The 18,803-nt window shown below is 66.3% G+C and carries 17 protein-coding genes; 12 read left to right on the top strand and 5 right to left on the bottom strand.

The window, feature by feature from the left end:
• Positions 1–6 precede the first annotated feature (6 nt).
• The gene (locus R8G01_10620; GenBank protein ID MDW3214442.1) at positions 7–1,347 is read right to left on the bottom strand and encodes a D-aminoacylase; all 1,341 of its coding nucleotides are present in this window, start codon (positions 1,345–1,347) and stop codon (positions 7–9) included.
• 218 nt (positions 1,348–1,565) lie between these two features.
• Entirely contained in the window at positions 1,566–3,686 is a 2,121-nt protein-coding gene (locus tag R8G01_10615; GenBank protein MDW3214441.1) for a hypothetical protein, read from the bottom strand.
• 43 nt (positions 3,687–3,729) lie between these two features.
• Here R8G01_10615 and R8G01_10610 point away from each other — a divergent pair, with 43 nt between their 5' ends.
• The 3 genes from R8G01_10610 to R8G01_10600 are packed head-to-tail and all read left to right on the top strand — an operon-like array spanning position 3,730 to position 6,217.
• On the top strand, positions 3,730–4,440 hold the full coding sequence (locus R8G01_10610; GenBank protein ID MDW3214440.1) for an AzlC family ABC transporter permease: 711 nt from the start codon (positions 3,730–3,732) through the stop codon (positions 4,438–4,440).
• Positions 4,437–4,754: an AzlD domain-containing protein gene (locus tag R8G01_10605; GenBank protein MDW3214439.1), complete on the top strand. Its 318-nt coding sequence runs from the start codon at positions 4,437–4,439 to the stop codon at positions 4,752–4,754. The genes R8G01_10610 and R8G01_10605 overlap by 4 nt, the downstream gene beginning before the upstream one ends.
• A gap of 53 nt (positions 4,755–4,807) precedes the next feature.
• Positions 4,808–6,217, top strand: coding sequence for a sigma 54-interacting transcriptional regulator (locus R8G01_10600; protein ID MDW3214438.1), 1,410 nt, complete (start codon positions 4,808–4,810; stop codon positions 6,215–6,217).
• An 82-nt stretch (positions 6,218–6,299) separates the two neighbouring features.
• Here the strand turns inward: R8G01_10600 and R8G01_10595 are convergent, their stop codons facing one another.
• On the bottom strand, positions 6,300–6,845 hold the full coding sequence (locus R8G01_10595) for an ATP-binding protein (GenBank protein MDW3214437.1): 546 nt from the start codon (positions 6,843–6,845) through the stop codon (positions 6,300–6,302).
• Positions 6,846–6,973: 128 nt separating this feature from the next.
• Between R8G01_10595 and R8G01_10590 the strand changes: the two genes are divergently transcribed.
• Complete coding sequence (locus tag R8G01_10590) at positions 6,974–7,903, top strand: hypothetical protein (GenBank protein ID MDW3214436.1); 930 nt, start codon at positions 6,974–6,976, stop codon at positions 7,901–7,903.
• A 68-nt stretch (positions 7,904–7,971) separates the two neighbouring features.
• Here the strand turns inward: R8G01_10590 and R8G01_10585 are convergent, their stop codons facing one another.
• Positions 7,972–8,517, bottom strand: a complete 546-nt coding sequence (locus R8G01_10585) for an adenylate/guanylate cyclase domain-containing protein (protein ID MDW3214435.1) — start codon at positions 8,515–8,517, stop codon at positions 7,972–7,974.
• A 121-nt stretch (positions 8,518–8,638) separates the two neighbouring features.
• Here R8G01_10585 and R8G01_10580 point away from each other — a divergent pair, with 121 nt between their 5' ends.
• From R8G01_10580 to tatA, 3 genes are all read left to right on the top strand, one after another.
• Positions 8,639–10,651 carry a hypothetical protein gene (locus R8G01_10580; protein ID MDW3214434.1) on the top strand — a complete coding sequence of 671 codons (2,013 nt, stop codon included), beginning with the start codon at positions 8,639–8,641 and terminating at the stop codon, positions 10,649–10,651.
• Between the two features lie 235 nt (positions 10,652–10,886).
• Positions 10,887–11,201 (top strand): WhiB family transcriptional regulator, encoded by a 315-nt coding sequence (locus tag R8G01_10575; protein MDW3214433.1) that lies wholly within the window; start codon positions 10,887–10,889, stop codon positions 11,199–11,201.
• 16 nt (positions 11,202–11,217) lie between these two features.
• Complete coding sequence (tatA, locus tag R8G01_10570; GenBank protein MDW3214432.1) at positions 11,218–11,385, top strand: twin-arginine translocase TatA/TatE family subunit; 168 nt, start codon at positions 11,218–11,220, stop codon at positions 11,383–11,385.
• A gap of 135 nt (positions 11,386–11,520) precedes the next feature.
• Here the strand turns inward: tatA and R8G01_10565 are convergent, their stop codons facing one another.
• The gene (locus R8G01_10565) at positions 11,521–11,796 is read right to left on the bottom strand and encodes a WhiB family transcriptional regulator (protein MDW3214431.1); all 276 of its coding nucleotides are present in this window, start codon (positions 11,794–11,796) and stop codon (positions 11,521–11,523) included.
• A gap of 350 nt (positions 11,797–12,146) precedes the next feature.
• On the opposite strand from R8G01_10565, the gene R8G01_10560 reads away from it, so the two are divergent.
• From R8G01_10560 to pstA, 5 genes are all read left to right on the top strand, one after another.
• On the top strand, positions 12,147–12,416 hold the full coding sequence (locus R8G01_10560; protein MDW3214430.1) for a hypothetical protein: 270 nt from the start codon (positions 12,147–12,149) through the stop codon (positions 12,414–12,416).
• 13 nt (positions 12,417–12,429) lie between these two features.
• Positions 12,430–14,526: a polyphosphate kinase 1 gene (gene ppk1 / locus R8G01_10555; protein ID MDW3214429.1), complete on the top strand. Its 2,097-nt coding sequence runs from the start codon at positions 12,430–12,432 to the stop codon at positions 14,524–14,526.
• A gap of 229 nt (positions 14,527–14,755) precedes the next feature.
• A complete protein-coding gene (locus R8G01_10550; GenBank protein ID MDW3214428.1) occupies positions 14,756–16,771 on the top strand; it encodes a substrate-binding domain-containing protein in 2,016 nt (671 codons plus the stop codon).
• Between the two features lie 90 nt (positions 16,772–16,861).
• On the top strand, positions 16,862–17,806 hold the full coding sequence (gene pstC, locus R8G01_10545; protein ID MDW3214427.1) for a phosphate ABC transporter permease subunit PstC: 945 nt from the start codon (positions 16,862–16,864) through the stop codon (positions 17,804–17,806).
• Positions 17,807–17,823: 17 nt separating this feature from the next.
• Positions 17,824–18,801 (top strand): phosphate ABC transporter permease PstA, encoded by a 978-nt coding sequence (gene pstA / locus R8G01_10540; protein ID MDW3214426.1) that lies wholly within the window; start codon positions 17,824–17,826, stop codon positions 18,799–18,801.
• Positions 18,802–18,803: the final 2 nt, after the last annotated feature.

Genomic DNA, 18,803 nt, shown 5'->3' with positions numbered 1-18,803 from the left:
CGAGGGCTACCTCGTAGGCCGGAGTGGACGCCCGGGCCGGGCACCGGTCGATCTCCGATCTTGCCAGACGACGGTCCCGTTGACGACGACCAACTCGATGCCGGTCGCCTGTCGTTGCGGGTCTGCGTACGTTGCCTCGTCGATGACGGACTCTGGGTCGAAGATCACGAGGTCGGCGTAGTTGCCGGTCTGCAACAGTCCTCGGTCGCGGATGCCGAACGTGGTCGCAGAGCGTGAGGTCATCTTGGCGACGGCATCCTCGATCCGGAAGAGTCCGAGTTCGCGCGAATAGCGACCGAGGACCCGCGGGAAGGTGCCCCACAGCCTGGGGTGTGGGTGGGTGTCATGTGGCAACCCGTCCGATCCGATGATCGCCGCAGGATGCGAGACGATCCGCTGAACGTCCGTCTCGTCCATTGCGTAGAAGATCCCGCCGGCGGGGCTGAGAGCCGCAACGGTTTCGTCGACGCTCAAGGACAGCTCGGCGGCGACAGAATCGAGATCGCGACCCGCGAACTCCGGGTGAGGCTCGGACCAACTGATCGTCGTCCGGTCGGCTCCGAGCCGGCGTCCAGCGGCCAACGATGTCGAGCCTGCCGAGTACGGGTACACATCGAAGCCAACGGTCTGGGAGGCACGTGCCGTGTCGAGCATCGCGAGCGTCTCGGTAGAGCGCCCGAAGTTGGCGCTGCCGGAGCACTTGTGGTGCGAAATGACGACCGGTACCCCCGCTCGTCGCCCGATCTTGAACGATTCAGCCAGCGAGTCATGCACGCGATCGCCCTCGTCGCGCATGTGAGTCGTGTGGAAACCGCCGAAACGAACCAACCCCGAGGCCAACTCTGCCACCTCGTCGATCGAAGCCGCTTGGGCCGGTGGGTAGAAGAGTCCTGTCGACAGGCCCGCAGCGCCCGCGTTCAGCGAACGCTCCAGGTCTGCGCGCATGCGCCGGATCTCGCCGGCGGTTGCTGGCCGTTCGAGGTTGGCGAGGTGGGCGACGCGCAGCGTCGAATGTCCAACCTGAGCCACGGAGTTGACGGCAGCGGGAGCCGATGCCAGCGCGTCGAGGTAGTCGGCGAAGCGCTCGAAGAAGGAACTCGCCGAGCGGCTGAGCAGGTCGAGCGGTGCCGGCGGACGTTCGGCACGCCGGATGGGCGCAAGGCTGATCCCGCAGTTCCCGGTGATCACGGTCGTCACCCCCTGACTCACCTTGCAGGCCATCGCCGGGTCGCTCAGGAGGGCGCGGTCGTCGTGGGTGTGGGCATCGATGAAGCCGGGGGCGACCGCCTTGCCCGCTGCATCTATCTCGATGCGTCCGGTGCCAACCGGTTGCTCGCCGACCGACACGAGCCGATCGTCATCGACAGCGACATCGCCCCAGCGAGAGGGGCCCCCGCTGCCATCGATGATTCGGGCGTTTCGGATGATCAGGTCATGTGGCTCTGGCATTGCGTACTCTCCGGATCCCACCGAAGCCTTTGCACACCGACGGCTGCCTGTGAGATTGCTATATTATCCCGCCGTCGGAGGCGAGGTTCAGTGCGCAGCTGTGGGATAGCTCCCGGTCAGGTCGGGACGTGGGTGATCGCGGTGGAGTAGTGGTTGGTCTGGATCAGCTCGCCGGCCGTGAGCACGATGTCGACGTTGAGTGCGCCGAGGGTGTCGGGGACGTCCATCGAGACCTTGCCGACGCGCACGCAGTCGTCGGGTTCGATGTCGCCACCGAAGCGCCATCGCCGCGAGCCGCCCGACCATGACGCGGTGACGTCGACGACGGCGCCGCCGATCGTGTGGCGCAGGTCGTTGACCACGTGGACGTCGAGTGCCAGCGGTTCGCCCGGAGCGACGACCTCGGGCGGACGGTCGGCGACGACGATGACCGGCGCGCAAGCTCGCTTGAGCGCCTCCCACCCGAGCTTCGGCACCCGCTCGTCGTCGAGCACACTCCACGACACCACCGGTGCCGGGTCGTTCAGCGCGAAGACGCAGAAGCCACCGGTCGGTCGATACTTGAGCCGACGCAGGAGTTCGATGTGGTGTCGGATCAGTTCGGCCTGGTACCGCTGCGTCGCCTGTCGCCACGCGTCGAACGTGGGGAAGTCGGCCGGCGGAACCCGTTGGTCGAACACCCACTTCTGCAGGCCGTGGCGGGTTTCGAGGGTGTCCCAGTCGAGGTCGGGCCAGGCGTCGGCGTCGATGAAGTCGGCGGTCTCGGGGACCGCCTGGGCGCCGAACTCGGAGAGGAACCGCATCACCCGCGGCACGGTCGAAGCGAGACGTTCGATGTCGCGCACGTCGCCGTGGTACCACCCGAAGTAGAAGTGGCTGTCGGTCCCGTCGAGCAGCGGGAGGTGGGGGAGGACGCCGGAGTGGGGCACGCACAGTCGGGTCGGGTCGGCTCGCTCGAACGACCGGCGCACCCACCGGTCGAGGACCGTGCGATTCCATGACGGCAGTTGGTGCGCAGCGAGGTACCGGAGCCGCGACCTGGTGCTGTCGCCCTCGATGCCGATCGCCACGGCGGCCGGGTCGTTGTGCGCGTTCCACTGGATGATCGACGGGTGGTGACCGAGCTGGTCGACGGCGGCCTGGGCCTGGGTGATCGCCTGCGACCTGACCGAGCGGGCGTAGCCCCACTGGAGCGGGAAGTCCTGGAGCAGGAGCATCCCGAGTTCGTCGGCTGCGTCGTAGATCTGACGCGGTGCGATGTGTCCGTGGACCCGCAGGACGTCGAGCCCCGCCTCGGCGGCGAGCTCGATGTCGCGCCGCATAGCGGTCGTGGTCGCGTGGGCCATTCCGGCACGCGTGGGGAGCAGGTTGGCGCCCTTCAGGAACAGTCGCTCCCCGTTCACCGAGCACGACCAGTCGTTCCAGGCGACGACCCGGAGGCCGGTCCGGCGGATGCGCGAATCGCTGATCCGTCCGTCGATCTCGATCTCGACCTCGACCGTGGTGAGCGGCTGCTCGCCGAGCGAACGTGGCCACCACAGCTGTGGGTTGGAGATGTCGATGCTCCAGTTGACCTCGTTCGCGCCTGCGGCGAGACGGCGTTCGGTCTCGGTCATGACCTCGCCGTCGACGAACGTGCGCACCACCACCGCTCGACTCTGGTCGCAGTCGAGCGACGCCCTGAGGAGGAGGTGGGCCCGGGCCTCGTCGGCGTCTCGACAGAGGACACGGAGTCGATCGATGCGCGCCGGCCCGGTGTCGTAGAGGTGCACCGGGCGCCAGATGCCGCCCGGGTTCCAGTCGCGGTCCATGCCGTCCCAGTGCTGGAAGATGCCGGTGATGTTGCGTTTGCCGCGATGGCTGTCTTGTGGTGAGCACACCGTCTCGACCGCGACGACGTGCTCGTCACCGATCTGGCTCAGCGCCGTGACGTCGAACGTGTGCGGCATGAAGTATCCCTCGGCGTCGCCGAGATATGCGCCGTCGAACCACACGTCGGCCTGGTAGAAGATGCCGTCGAGGGTCAGCCAACGGCGTCGCTGTTCGGGCAGCTCGTCGAGTTCGAAGCGTCGGCGGTAGAGCAGCGGACCGTCGCTGTCGGCGAACTCGGGGTGCGTCCGCCAGTGGCCGGGAACCGTGATCTCGGGCCATGACGAGTCGTCGGTCGCGAGGCCGATGCCGTCGCGCCGTTGCTCGTCGTCGGCGGCTGTTACCCGCCACACCCCGTTGAGGTCCACCAGGCGATCGTACCGATCGGGGTGCGTGGGTACCCTCGGCGCGATGACCGACCCGCGACCAGCCGGATGGATCGACCGCCGTGCCGTCGCTGACGCGGTTCCGCTGTTCGTACCGGCGATCCCGTTCGGCTTCGTGATTGGCCTCGCCGTGTCGGAGGGTGAGATGCCGATCGCGATCGGGTGGGCGACCTCGCTGTTCGTCTTCGCCGGTGCCGCCCAACTCGCCGTGGTCGAACTGGCCGGCACCGCGTCGGTGTGGGCCGTCATCGTCGCCGGTCTCGTGATCAACACGCGCCACGTGATGTACAGCGCGGCGCTCGCCCCGACGTTCCAGCGCCAGCCGAGATGGATGCGGTGGGCCGGTCCGTTCATGCTGATCGATCAGGTCTTCGCACTGGTGACGCTCCAGGTCGACCGGCCACCGGCCGAGTTCAGGCGGTACTACCTGACGGTCGGACTGTTCTTCTATCTCAACTGGCAGTGGGCGACCGCGCTCGGTCTCGTGGTCGGTCCGGTTATTCCCGACTCGTGGCGTCTGGGCTTCGCTCCGCCGATCATGTTCCTCGGGCTGGTGCTGGCGTCGATCAACAAGCGCCCTCAGGCGGCGGCGGCCGTCGTAGGCGGGCTCGTGGGCCTGGCGACCGCCGGTCTGTCCGACCGACTCGGCGTCCTCATCGGGGCGATCGTCGGTGTCGCCGCCGGGTCGTACGTCGAGTGGCGCGACGAGGCACGCGCGGCCGAGGCACGGACATGAGCGTCTGGTCGGCCACGCTGATCGTGGCAATGGTGGGATTGATGACGTATTCGATGCGGGCGGTCGTGATCGTCGCGCTCGCGAACCGGACGATCCCCGGATGGCTGGCACGGAGCCTCCGCAGCATCGGCCCGGCCGTCCTGGCGGCGCTCACCTTGAACCTCGCTGCCGGCGGTGAAGGCGGCCCCGGCATGGAACTCGCCGAGGCCCTCGCATTGGTCGCCGCCGGCGGGATGGCACTGTGGAAGAAGAACCTGCTCGCCACCCTCGGGATCGGGATGATCACCCTCTGGGTGGCTTCGGCAGTGATCTGATCCGGCGGATCCTCCGATCTCCGTGTCGGCATGGTTCGGGCTAGGTTCGGCGCATGGCAGAACGCGCGACCACGTTGGGCGAGTTGAAGGCATCCGGCTGGCAATCACGCCCGGTCAAGGAGGAGATTCGCGCCAACGCGGTGGCGAAGATCAGCGCCGGTGAGGCGCTGTTCGACGGGGTCCTCGGCTACGAGGACACGGTGATGCCCCAGCTCGAGAACGCCCTGCTCGCCGGTCACGACGTCATCTTCCTCGGTGAACGCGGCCAGGCGAAGACCCGCATGATCCGGTCGCTCACCGGATTGCTCGACGAGTGGATGCCGATCATCGCCGGGAGCGAGATCAACGACGACCCGTACGCGCCCGTGTCGAAGCACGCCCGCGACCTGGTCGAGGAGATGGGCGACGACACGCCGATCCACTGGGTGCACCGCGACACACGCTTCGGCGAGAAACTCGCCACCCCCGACACGTCGATCGCCGACCTGATCGGCGAGGTCGACCCGATCAAGGTCGCGGAGGGTCGGTACCTGAGCGACGAACTCACGCTCCACTACGGCATGGTGCCGCGCACCAACCGCGGCGTCTTCGCGATCAACGAGCTGCCCGACCTCGCCGAGCGCATCCAGGTCGGTCTGCTCAACGTGCTCGAAGAGCGCGACGTGCAGATCCGTGGCTACAAGATCCGTCTGCCGCTCGACGTGCTGCTCGTCGCCTCGGCCAACCCCGAGGACTACACGAACCGCGGCCGCATCATCACCCCGCTGAAAGACCGCTTTGGCTCGCAGATCCGTACGCACTACCCGCTCGACGCCGAGCTGGAGTACGAGATCATGACCCAGGAGGCGCGCCCGCTGTCGATCGGCGAGACCGTCGGCGTCACCGTGCCCGAGTACCTGGGTGAGGTCGTCGCCAACTTCAGCCAGCTCGCGCGGGCCAGCAACCACGTCAATCAGCGCAGCGGCGTGAGCGTGCGTCTCAGCGTCTCCAACTACGAGGCGCTCGCCGCCAATGCCCTCCGGCGGGGGTTGCGCGGCGGCGAACACTCGATCGTCGCCCGCGTCGACGATCTCGATGCGTTGGCCGCCAGTTCGATCGGCAAGATCGAGATCGAGGCGCTCGAAGACGGGCGCGAAGGCGTCATCTTCGACTCGCTCGTCAAGGGCGCGGTGCTCACCGTCTTCAAGGAGCGGGTCGACCCGTCGCACACGACGCCGATCGTCGATGCGTTCGAAGCCGGGCTCGTCGTCCACACCGGCGAAGACATGACCAGCGACGAGCTGGCGGCGCTGGTCGAGCAGGTCCCGGCACTGCGAGAACCCGTCGGCGCACTGACGGCGGGCGATGCCTCGGCTGCGTCGATCGCCGCTGCCGTGGAGTTCGTGCTCGAGGGGCTCCATCTGAGCAAGCGCCTCAACAAGGACGATTCCGGCAGCAGCGCCACCTACCGCGGTCGACGCTGAGACCGTCCGCCTCAGGGTCGATCCTGAGGCGAACGCGGGTGTCGCGGATCCGGCAGGAGCGGGATCTCCCGGCCGGGGAGCGTCACCGGACGCGGCTGCGCGGGAGGCAGTTGCCGTACGGGTACCCGGCCGAACCGGGCCGTTCGCCGGCGACGACCGGTGGCAGCGGGTCGTAGCCGACCAGCTCGTCGTCGCCCGGCCGCTCGACCCGGTCCGACCAGATCACCAGGTCGTCGCGGGTGATCGCACGAGCGCCGACCTCCTGCTCTCGTCCGCGTGAGCGCACGCGCTCCCACAGCACGTCGAGGGGCGCGTCCATGAACTCGAGATGCACGAGCGCGCCGGCTCGGCGTGCCGAGTCACGGAGTGCCTCCCGCTCGGACCGCATCCACGTCCCCCACTCGATGATCACGCTCGCCCCGATCCGGAGGAGATCGACCGTCAGGTCCGCCTGGATCCGCTCGGTGCGCGATCGGGCACCTTCGTCCCAGATGTCGATGCCGAGCCGTTCGAGCCAGTCGTCGGGCGACAGGCGGACCGCACCGAAGCGGTCGGCGAGCTCGATCGCACGCGTGGTCTTGCCGGCCCCGGGCAGGCCACCGACGATGACGAGGCGGGCGGGATGCATCCGCCGAGTGTGTCAGGGGACGGGCTCCGATAGCAGGTCGTGGCGGTCGGCATTCAATTCTCGGGGTCCACCATCGAGCCGTCGCCCGGCCGTACGTTCGTCCCTCGACCTCAGAGGAGAACTGAACCATGAAGAAATTCGATCGGACCGCCAAGTGGATCGTCGGAGGGCTGGCAGCGGCCCTCGCCGTCAGCGGACTCGGCGTCGCCGCGGCCGGAACCAGCGGCACGTCATCGACCTACCAGGCGATCACCCCCTGCCGCCTGACCGACACGCGGCTGGGCCCCGATCAGATCGGCTCGCGTGCGACACCGCTCGCCGCAGCGGAGGAGGTCGTCGTGCAGGTGCACGGTGACAACGGCGAGTGTTCGATCCCGACCGAGGCCGACGCGGTCAGCATCAACGTGATCGCACTCAACCCGTCGAACGATTCGTTCCTGTCGATCTGGCCGTCGGACGCCTCGAACCCGGGGACCTCGAGCCTGAACTACCTCGCCGGCCAGCCGCCGACGCCGAACTTCATCACGACGGCGCTGTCCGCCGACGGTGCGATCACGCTGTTCAACCAGTTCGGCACCGTCGACGTCGTGATCGACGTCTTCGGCTTCTCGTCCGACCAGGATCTCGACGAGCGGTACTACACCAAGGCCCAGGTCGATGATGCGTTCGCCGCCAAGGCGGACGCCGCCGACGTCTACGCCAAAGCCGACGTCTACACGAAGTCCGAGGTCGACGATGCGATCGCCGACATCCCGGCTGGAGGGAGCGTGAGCACCTACATCTCGACCGCGATGTTCGACTGCGACACCGGAGGCGCTGGGAGCTGCGGACCCGGTACGTACGCGGCACCCGTGGCCGCCTGCGACGTCGGCGACCACCTGACCGGTGGGGCCGCCACGCGCGTCTCGCCGACCGGTGCGTTCGCCGATCAGGACTACCTGTCGTACCCCTCGGGCGCCGACGGTGATGCTCCGGCCGGATGGACGACGTCGAACGCGTTCAACATCGCGGACAACAACCGGATCCTCGTGTACGCGATCTGTCTGACGACCGACTGATCGGTCACGAGTTCGTCGTTCGGTGCCCGTGGCTACCGCCGCGGGTGCCGAACGAACGGACCCGTCGTTCAGAGGATGTCGCGGGTCCAGAGTTCGGACACGTCGCTCATCGCGATCGCCGGTGGTGCACCGGTCAGTCGGACGATGTCGAGCTTGCCCGGGAACCCTCGCAGCTCGACCTCGCCGAACGGTTCGGCGCTGACACCTTCGGGCAACCGATCGAGATGCATCGTCGGCATGAGCACGTCGACGTTCTGGGCGTGGTCACACAGCCGGGCGGCCATGTTGACGGCAGACCCGATGTAGTCGTCGCCTTCGAACAGGAGTGCCCGCCCGGTGGCGACGCCCGCCCGGAGTTGCAGCGGTGCGCACACCGACGAGGCTCGCCGTTCGAGCTCGGTGACGAACTCGATCACCGCCAGTTGCTCGACCCCGACGACCATGCAGCCGTCGCCGAGCCACTTGGCGATTCGGACCCCGCGGTCGGAGGCCACCTCGCGGACGAGTGTGCGGAACATGCCGAGGATGCGGCCGGCCGCGTCGTCGCCGTAGGCGGCGGTGTAGTTGGTGAAGCCGCTCAGGTCGAGAAACGCGAACGTGCGGGGGACACGCATGCCGTGCAGCCTAGGGAGTCCTGACGGCCGATCGGGCGATCGGATTCGCTCGTCACCCAGGGTTCATGCTGCCGCCGTGCCCCGTCGGGTCCACCGTCGCAGGCCGCGGTACGGTGGCCGGATGGCACCCCGGTTCAGCTATTCGCGGTGGGACGGGACGCAGCGCGGCTTCGATCTCGACGCCGACCTGCTCTTCGACCAGTTGACCGATGAGCTGCTGTACCACGGCGACGTCAACGCGGCGCTCCGTCGCATGATGCAGGAAGGCATGCGTGATGCCGACGGGAACCGGCTCGACGGCCTTCGCCAGATGATGGAGCGCCTGCGCGAGGAGCGCCAGGACCGGCTCGACCGCTCGAATCTCGGTGGCGTCTACGACGAGATCGCGGATCAACTCGACGACATCATCGACGAGGAGCGACACGCGATCGACAATGCGGTGCGTGACGCCGAGACGAGCGGTGACGAGCGTCGCGCCGACGCGGCCCGCACGACCGCTGCCGAGCGGAACATGCGCCTCGACCTGATGCCGAACGACCTGGCCGGCAAGGTCAGGGAGCTCAGCGCGTACGACTTCGAGTCGGCCGAGGCGCAGCGTCGTTTCGAGCAGATGCTCGATCAGCTGCGCGAGCAGCTCATGCAGCAGGCGGTCGACCAGATGTCGGACGGGATGCAGAACATGACGCCCGACGACATGGCTCGGATGAAAGACATGATGGCGGCCCTCAACGAGATGCTCGAGCAGCATCAGGCGGGCGAGGACACGACCGAGACGTTCGACCGGTTCATGGAGGAGTACGGCGACTTCTTCCCCGAGAACCCGGAGAACGTGGAGGAGCTGCTCGAGCAGATGGCACGCCGGATGGCGGCCATGCAGGCGATGCTCAACTCGATGTCCCCCGAGCAGCGGGCCCAGCTGCAGCAGCTCTCCGACCAGCTGATGGAGGACATGGACCTCCAGTGGCAGATGCAGCAGCTCGGCTCGAATCTGCAGCAGATGTTCCCGCAGATGAACTGGGGACAGTCCTACGAGTTCGAGGGCCAGGACCCGATGGGGATGTCGCAGGCCATGCAGGCGATGGCCGACCTCGGCGACCTCGACCAGCTCGAGCACCTCTTGCAGAACGCCACCAATCCGGGGGCGTTGGCCGAGGCGGATCTCGACCGGGTGCGGGAACTGCTCGGTGACGATGCCGCCAAGTCGCTCGAGCGGCTCAGCCAGCTGACGAAGATGCTCGAGGAGTCCGGGTTGATCGAGAACAAGGAGGGTCGTCTCGAACTGACGCCCCGGGGGTTGCGTGCGATCGGTTCGAACGCGCTGCGCGACCTGTTCACGAGTCTGAACAAGGAGCACGTCGGCCAGCACCAGATCCACCAGTTCGGCCAGGGGCACGAGCGGACCTACCAGACCAAGCCCTACGAGTTCGGTGACCCGTTCCAGCTCGATCTGCACCGGACCATCCGCAACGCGCTCCGTCGCGGTGGCCAGGGCACGCCCGTCGACCTGCGACCCGACGACTTCGAGATCGAGCGCACCGAACACCTGACGCGTTCGTCGACGGTGCTGATGCTCGACCTGTCGATGTCGATGCCGATGCGCGACAACTTCCTGCCGGCCAAGAAGGTCGCGATGGCGCTGCACCACCTGATCTCCACACAGTTCCCACGCGACTACCTGGGGCTGGTGGGGTTCAGCGAGACCGCACGGGTGGTCACGCCCGAGCAGCTGCCGGAAGTGTCGTGGGACTTCGTGTACGGCACCAACATGCACCACGGGTTCACGCTCGCCCGCCAGCTGCTCGCCAAACAGAGTGGCAGCAAGCAGATCATCATGATCACCGACGGCGAGCCGACGGCGCACATCACGCCCCAGGGCGACGTGTACTTCAACTACCCGCCCGTGCGGGAGACGGTCGAGGCCACCCTGCGTGAGGTGGTGCGTTGCACCCGCGACCAGATCCGGATCAACACGTTCGTGCTCGACGCGACGAGCGCGCTGACCGCCTTCATCGAGCAGATGACGCAGCTCAACGGCGGGCGGGCGTTCTACACCACGAACGAGGCGCTCGGTGACTATGTGCTCGTCGACTTTCTCGAGCATCGTCGCCGGATGACGCACCGGCGCGCCGGCTAGATCGCGCGCAGTCGACCACGCTGGGTGGGTTCGAGTGGGCAGGCCGACGGGCACCATCGACAACCGCGCGACAACCCAGGTCACGAACTCGCGAAATGCACCCTTGCGGGAAGGCGGTATGGTATGCGAGAATCACATCGTTGTAACTACACCGTCACCTCAATCGACGAGGCGGTCAATCGAACGTGCTCATCACCGGTGGGCAAGCGGGAACCATGGCAGGGGGTCCCAAACCATGACCAACACGACCAACGGCAACAGCCCCGGCGCGATCGCCGAGGACATGCTCCATCCACGAGAGCTCGAGGAGAACTGGCAGGACGATGCCAACTGCCTCGGCGTCGATCCCGACCTGTTCTTCCCGGAGCGTGGCGCATCCACCCGTGAGGCCAAAGAGGTCTGTCGTGGTTGTGTCGTGCGCGGTCAGTGCCTCGAGTTCGCATTGCAGAACGGCGAGAAGTTCGGCATCTGGGGCGGACTCTCCGAGCGCGAGCGTCGCCGCATCCGCCGCCAGCGGGCTCAGGCCGCGCGCAGCATCATCGGCGCCTGAGGGTTAGGCTGTCGGCATGCCTAGTGGTTCCGAATGGATCATCGTCCTCGTCATCGTGTTGCTCGTCTTCGGTGGTTCTCAGCTCCCCAAGCTGGCCAAGAACCTCGGAAAGGCGCAGAAGGAGTTCAAGGACGGTCTGTCCGAGGGGCTCGAAGAGAACAAGGACGCCGAAAAGGAGGCCTGATCCTCCGCCGGTCGCCTCGGCGACCGACGTCAACGGCCGAGCACCTTCGGGCGCCCGGCCGTTTTGCGCGTCTGGGGTGTTCCGGCGCGGTCGCCGGTTCGATGGGGTGACCGGCCGTCCGGTGTGACCGGCCGGTCAGTTGGTGTGGGCCTCGGCGGCGAGACGTCGGCGCTTCAGGATCCGACGGCGCTCACGTTCGCTGCAGCCGCCCCAGACGCCGTGCTCGATGCGATGCTCGAGCGCATGCTCGAGGCAGGTGTCGATGACCGGGCAGCCGGCGCAGATCTTGCGGGCCTTGTCGACGCCGACGCCGTCGCTCGGGAAGAACGTGGCGGGCGGGTACATCCGACAGGAGCCGTCGGCCATCCATGCGGTCGCCGAGTCGGGATCGGGGAGTGGGCTCGTGTTCATCTACTGCCTCCTGGGGTGTGACGATCGGCGCCTCGGCCGACTCATGTGATGGTGCCCCGAACCTTCTTCGGTGCCGGTTGCCGGTTGGATTACCCTTCTTGACGTTCCGGCACGCATCTTGGTTCCCGCTTGACGTCGCACTGTAACAGAACTGTAAAGAATGGTCCATCGATTGGGGGGATGTTTCCGCGCCGTTCATCGTTTTGTCATCAATCTGGGTGATACGTCACCGTCCGTTCGGGCGCCGTTGTCCTCGAAAGGGGCATCCGGAACACACCGATGGTGCCAGCGGCAACCCTCCGGTGTCGGCCCCTGTTCCGTCGATCGGTCCGAGCGGTACACTCGCTGCCATGACCGACGTCGTCGAAGAAGCAGCACCGCGTGCGCACGCCCGCATCGCCTACCTCGGACCGGTGTCACCGCACTGGGAGGTCTACGGCGACTGGGGAGAGCGGCAGGTCCTCGACGAGTTCCGAGCTCGGGCGCTGGCCCGGCTGGTGCTGTTGCCGCGCGACGATCCGCAGTTCCGGCGCAACAAGGAGCGCATCAACCGTGACGCCGAGCGCGAGTTGATCTCGCTCGAGTGGGAACTCGGTCTGCCCGAAGACGCCGAGGCGTGATCCCGACGCATCGATGACCGAGCTCGCCGATGCGCCGTTCGATGACATGGGCGATCTGACCCATCGCGTCCTCAATCGCGAGCTGAGCTGGCTCGACTTCAACGAGCGGGTGCTCGAGCTGGCTGCCGAGCCGACCATCCCGCTGCTCGAACGAGCCAAGTTCTGTGCGATCTTCGCGACCAACCTCGATGAGTTCTTCCAGGTTCGTGTCGCCGCACTCCGCGACCAGGTCGCGGCCGGCATCGACGACCGCACGTGGGACGGCCGCACGCCACTCGAACAACTCGTCGAGGTCTCGGCCAAGGTGCCCGAGATGCTCGCTCGGCAAGAGGACATCTTCGTCGATCAACTCGTGCCGGCGTTCGCTGCCGAGGGCATCGAGATCGTCTCGTGGGACCGTCTGTCCGACGTCGACCGCACCACGATGCGCGAGTTCTACGAGCAGCGCATCTTCCCGGTGCTCACCCCGCTCGCGGTCGACCCGGGCCACCCGTTCCCGTACATCTCCAACCTCGCGCTGAGTCTCGCCGCCCACGTCGCCGACCCCGTCACGGCCGAGCGCCGGTTCGTCCGGCTCAAGGTGCCCGACGTCTTCCCGCGGTTGATCCCGCTGGGCGACGGCCGGTTCGTGCCCGCCGAAGAGGTCATCGGCGCCCACCTCTCGACGCTCTTCGTCGGCATGGTGGTCGAGGAGTGGGCGGTGTTCCGGGTCACCCGCAACGCCGACCTGACCCTCGAAGAGGACGAGGCCGACGATCTGCTCGAAGCCGTCGAACTCGAGCTGCGCAAGCGCCGGTTCAACAAGGCGATCCGACTCGAAGTCGAAGGGCAGATCGGCGACGAGTTGCTCGAACTCCTCGTCCGCGAGCTCGAACTCGACCCGCGCAACGTGTCGCGTCACCGCGCCCTGCTCGATCTCAGCTGTCTGTGGCAGCTGCACTCCCTCGATCGGCCCGAGCTCAAAGATCGTGCGTGGCCGCCGGTCACCGCCGGTCGACTGTTCCTCGCCGAGGGCACCGATCGGCCGATCTTCTCGGTGATGCGCGACCGTGCCGTGCTGGTGCACCATCCGTACGAGAGCTTCTCCAGCAGCGTCGAGGCGTTCCTCGAGCAGGCGGCCGAGGACCCGCGGGTGCAGTCGATCAAGATGACCCTGTACCGCGCCGGCGGCGACAGCAACATGATCAAGAGCCTGATCCGTGCTGCCGAGCGCGGCAAGCAGGTCGCCGTGCTGGTCGAACTCAAGGCGCGCTTCGACGAGGCCAACAACGTCCAGTGGGCCAAGCAGCTCGAACGCGCCGGTGTGCACGTCGTCTACGGCATGGTCGGATTGAAGACCCACTCGAAGGTGATCCTGGTGGTCCGTGACGACGGCGATCAGCTGCGTCGCTACTGTCACATCGGCACCGGCAACTACAACTCCAAGACGGCCCGTCTCTACGAAGATCTCGGCTTCCTGACCTGCGACAACGAGATCGGCGCCGACGCGACGCAGCTGTTCAACCACCTCACCGGCTACAGCCGCAGCGAGGAGTACCGCACCCTGCTGGTGGCGCCCCGCGATCTCAAACGCCAGCTCATCGACCTGATCGAGCACGAGGCGTCGTTCGGCGCCGAGGGCCGCATCACGCTCAAGTGCAACTCGGTCGCCGACATCGCGGTGATCGACACCCTCTACGAAGCGAGCGACGCCGGCGTGCGCATCGACGGCATCGTGCGCGGGATCTGCACGATGCGGGCGGGTGTACCCGGTCTGTCCGAGAACATCCGTGTCCGGAGCATCCTCGGCCGGTATCTCGAACACAGTCGTATCTACCGGTTCGAACACGGCGGTGCCGATGACGAACCGATGTACCTCATCGGTTCGGCCGACCTGATGCCGCGCAACCTCGACCGTCGCGTCGAGGTGCTCGTGCCGATCGACCACCCGAAGCACCGCGAGTGGCTCGATCAGGTGCTCGAGTTCGATCTGGCCGACGACATCGTTCGCTGGGAACTCCAGCCCGACGACTCGTGGGAGCGATGTGGCGACCCCGACGAGTTCGGGCCCGACGCCCAGGAGCGGATGTACCGCTGGGCCGTCGAACGCCAACACCAGAGTCGCCGCTGACGTCACCGTCCGTTCATCTTCTGGCGCATCGACGTCCAACGTGGCCCTCTGCGCGGGCGGAGGTGAACTCGGGGTGAAGAACCCCTGGTCAGCGTGCCCGAGATCCGACGCGTGTGTTCAGTCAGCGTTCACCTGAGCGCCCGGCATCCGTTCACCTTGGACTCGTAGCGTCACCGTCGTGAGGTCATGGGATCTCACGACCCGTGAACATCCTGATTGGAGTGACAACGTGAAGTTTTCTTCGAAACGCTTCCTCGCTGGTGCGATGGCAGCGTCCCTCGTCCTCGCCGCATGTGGTGGCGACGACGATGACAGCCCGGCGGCGGAGCCGTCCGGCGAGGAGACGTCGGAGCCGGACACCGGCGACGACATGACCGACGAGCCCGCTGGTGACTTGTCGGGTGAGATCGTGATTTCTGGTTCGTCGACGGTGGAGCCGATTTCGGTTCGGACGCAGGAGTTGTTCAATGAGGTGTATCCGGATGTGAACATCTCGGTTGATGGTCCTGGTACCGGTGACGGGTTCGCGCTGTTCTGTGATGGTGCGACCGACATCTCGGATGCGTCTCGTGCGATCAAGGACGAAGAGGCTGCGACGTGTGCGGAGAATGGCATCGAGTTCACCGAGTTGCAGGTCGGTATCGACGGCATCGGTGTGATGACGCACACCGGGAGCCCGGTGGAGTGTGTGACGTTCGCTGATCTGTATGCGCTGATCGGTCCGGAATCGACCGGGTTCACGAGCTGGTCGGATGGCAATGCCATTTCGGCTGAGCTCGGTGGTGCCGGCGATCTGCCGGATGCGCCGCTGGACATCTTCGGTCCTGGTGAGGAGTCGGGGACGTTCGACAGCTTCGTGGAGATCGTGTTGGAGGACTTCGCCGATGAGCGTGGTCAGGATGCGACGACCCGTCCGGATTACAACCCGTCGGGTGACGACAACGTGATCCTGCAGGGCATCCAGGGTGCCGATACCAGCCTCGGTTGGGTCGGGTATGCCTTTGCTGCCAACGCCGAGGGCGTGAAGTTGTTGCAGGTCGATGATGGTGAGTCGGGTTGTATCGATGCGACGCCGGAGACGATTGCGTCGGCTGAGTACCCGATCGCTCGTCCGTTGTTCATCTACGTCAACAACGCGAATGCCGCTGCCAACCCGGCGCTGCAGGCCTACGTCGACTTCTACATGGCCGACGGTCTCGACCAGGCCGTCGCCGAAGTCGGATACGTCGCACTCGCCGACGACGCCAAGGCCGCCACCCGCGCCGCCTGGGCCGGCGAGGCACCGGCCGACGATGCTCCGGCCGACGACACGACCGATGACATGAGCGAGGACATGACCGAGGACGCAGCACCCGCCGACTTGTCGGGTGAGATCGTGATTTCTGGTTCGTCGACGGTGGAGCCGATTTCGGTTCGGACGCAGGAGTTGTTCAATGAGGTGTATCCGGATGTGAACATCTCGGTTGATGGTCCTGGTACCGGTGACGGGTTCGCGCTGTTCTGTGATGGTGCGACCGACATCTCGGATGCGTCTCGTGCGATCAAGGACGAAGAGGCTGCGACGTGTGCGGAGAATGGCATCGAGTTCACCGAGTTGCAGGTCGGTATCGACGGCATCGGTGTGATGACGCACACCGGGAGCCCGGTGGAGTGTGTGACGTTCGCTGATCTGTATGCGCTGATCGGTCCGGAATCGACCGGGTTCACGAGCTGGTCAGATGGCAATGCCATTTCGGCTGAGCTCGGTGGTGCCGGCGATCTGCCGGATGCGCCGCTGGACATCTTCGGTCCTGGTGAGGAGTCGGGGACGTTCGACAGCTTCGTGGAGATCGTGTTGGAGGACTTCGCCGATGAGCGTGGTCAGGATGCGACGACCCGTCCGGATTACAACCCGTCGGGTGACGACAACGTGATCCTGCAGGGCATCCAGGGTGCCGATACCAGCCTCGGTTGGGTCGGGTATGCCTTTGCTGCCAACGCCGAGGGCGTGAAGTTGTTGCAGGTCGATGATGGTGAGTCGGGTTGTATCGATGCGACGCCGGAGACGATTGCGTCGGCTGAGTACCCGATCGCTCGTCCGTTGTTCATCTACGTCAACAACGCCAGTGCTTCGGAGCGTCCTGAGGTCCAGGCGTTCGTCGACTTCTACATGGCCGACGGTCTCGACCAGGCCGTCGCCGAAGTCGGATACGTCGCACTCGCCGACGACGCCAAGGCCGCCACCCGCGCCGCCTGGGCCGGCTGACCGACACCCCGGTGTCCCCTGAGCGTGACCCGAGCCGTCCCCCCTCGGCTCGGGTCACGCTCACTTTCGACAGGAGTAGGTTCTTCGCACATGTCCGACATCACCCAAACAGCGAGTCCCGTGACGCTGTCGGCCCTGATGGGGTCGGCGCCACGTCTGCGGCGTGAACGTCTGATCCGATTCAGCCTGCTCGGGGCGGCGCTCTTCTCGATCGTCATCTCCACCCTCATCATCTACGCATTGTTCGCCGAGGCGTGGGTGTTCATGCGTGACATCGACTGGTCGACCACCTGGGGCCAGGTTGGCTGGTTCCCGCGTCGTGGTCTGTACGACATGCCGACGCTCCTGATCGCGAGTGCCTGGGTCACCGGGATCGCGATGCTCGTCGCCGGACCGATCGGGCTCGGCTCCGCGATCTACCTCTCCGAGTACGCCAGGCCTCGCGCCCGCCGCATCCTGAAGCCCTGCCTCGAGGTGCTCGCCGGCATCCCGTCGGTGGTGCTCGGCTTCTTCGCTCTCTCCTGGATCGCCCCGACGGTCGTCGGTCGCATCGGTGGCGAAGGCGGCCGTGGCTCGATCATGGCAGCCGGCATCGCCGTCGGCATCCTGACCATCCCACTCGTTGCGTCGATCTCGGAAGACGCTATGAAAGCGGTGCCCGATGCGCTTCGCGAAGCGTCTGCGGGCATCGGCGCTCGCAAGGTGACCACCACCCTCCGGGTCGTGTTGCCCGCCTCGGTCTCCGGCCTGGTCGCGGCGTTCATCGTCGCCATCTCCCGTGCGCTCGGCGAGACGATGGTCGTGTTCATGGCCGGCGGTGCTGCGGACGCTGCGATCTACACGGCATCTCCGTATGACGGCAGCCTGACGATGACGGCAGCGATGGCATCGCTGGCCAGCGGAACCGACGCCGTCGTCGGGGAAGACCTCACGTTCCAGAGCCTGTTCTTCGTCGGACTGGTGCTCTTCATCATGACGTTGGTGCTCAACATCATCGGCAACAAGTTCGTCGCCCGCGTCCGCGAGCAGTACTGAGAGGATCGACGATGGCCATGACATCCACCATCGGTGGCAGCGCGCGACGCGGGCTCGAAGCCCTGGAACGCAAGCAACGTGACACCTCCGGTGTCGTCTTTCGTTCGCTGATCTCGCTCTGCCTCCTGATCTCGCTGCTCCTCATCGGGGTACTGATCTACACCGTCGTCGACGACGGCTGGTTCCACCTGACCACCCGTCCCATCGACTTCCTGAACGGCACCCTCCGGTCTCGTTCGATCGACGAGCAACTCGGCGTCCACCAGGGGCTGTATGGTTCGCTGTGGATCGGCATCTTCGTCGCGGTGATCGCCTTCCCGACCGGAATCGCCGCTGCGCTGTATCTCGAGGAGTACGCACACAAGAGCCGGCTCAACTCGATGATCGAGCTCGCGATCCGCAACCTGGCCGGCGTACCGTCGGTCGTCTACGGCCTGCTCGGCCTGTTCCTCTTCGTCGAGCGGAACGAGATCCTCGGGTTCCTCCCGCTCGGCTGGTTGGTGACCATCACCGGTGGTCCGACTGTCGCGTCGGCGGGCCTCATCATGGCCATCCTCGTGCTGCCGATCGTGATCATCACCGCCCAGGAAGCGATCCGCTCCGTGCCGCAGGGCCTCAAGGAGGGCGCCTACGGCGTCGGTGCCACGAAGTCGGAGATGATTCGGAGCCAGGTGCTCCCGTACGCCGCCCCCGGCATTCTCACCGGCAGCTTGCTGGCGATGTCGCGGGCGATCGGCGAGGCTGCTCCGCTGATCCTGATCGGTGCGATCAGCGGTGGCCTGACGAACAACCCGTCGTTGGCCGACCCGACCCAACTTCGTGAACGTTTCACCGCACTGCCGATCCAGATCGTGACCTGGGTCGGACAGCGTGGCCGTGACGAGGGGTTCTTCGGCGCCGCCGCCGGCGCGATCGTCGTGCTCCTCTGCCTGGTCCTCGCGATGAACATGGCGGCGATCCTCCTGAGGAACCATTTCGAGAAGAAGCGCGGATGAGC

The sequence above is a fragment of the Ilumatobacteraceae bacterium genome, from assembly GCA_033344875.1.
Lineage (GTDB): Bacteria > Actinomycetota > Acidimicrobiia > Acidimicrobiales > Ilumatobacteraceae > Ilumatobacter.
This window is presented reverse-complemented; position numbering and strand designations above follow the sequence as displayed.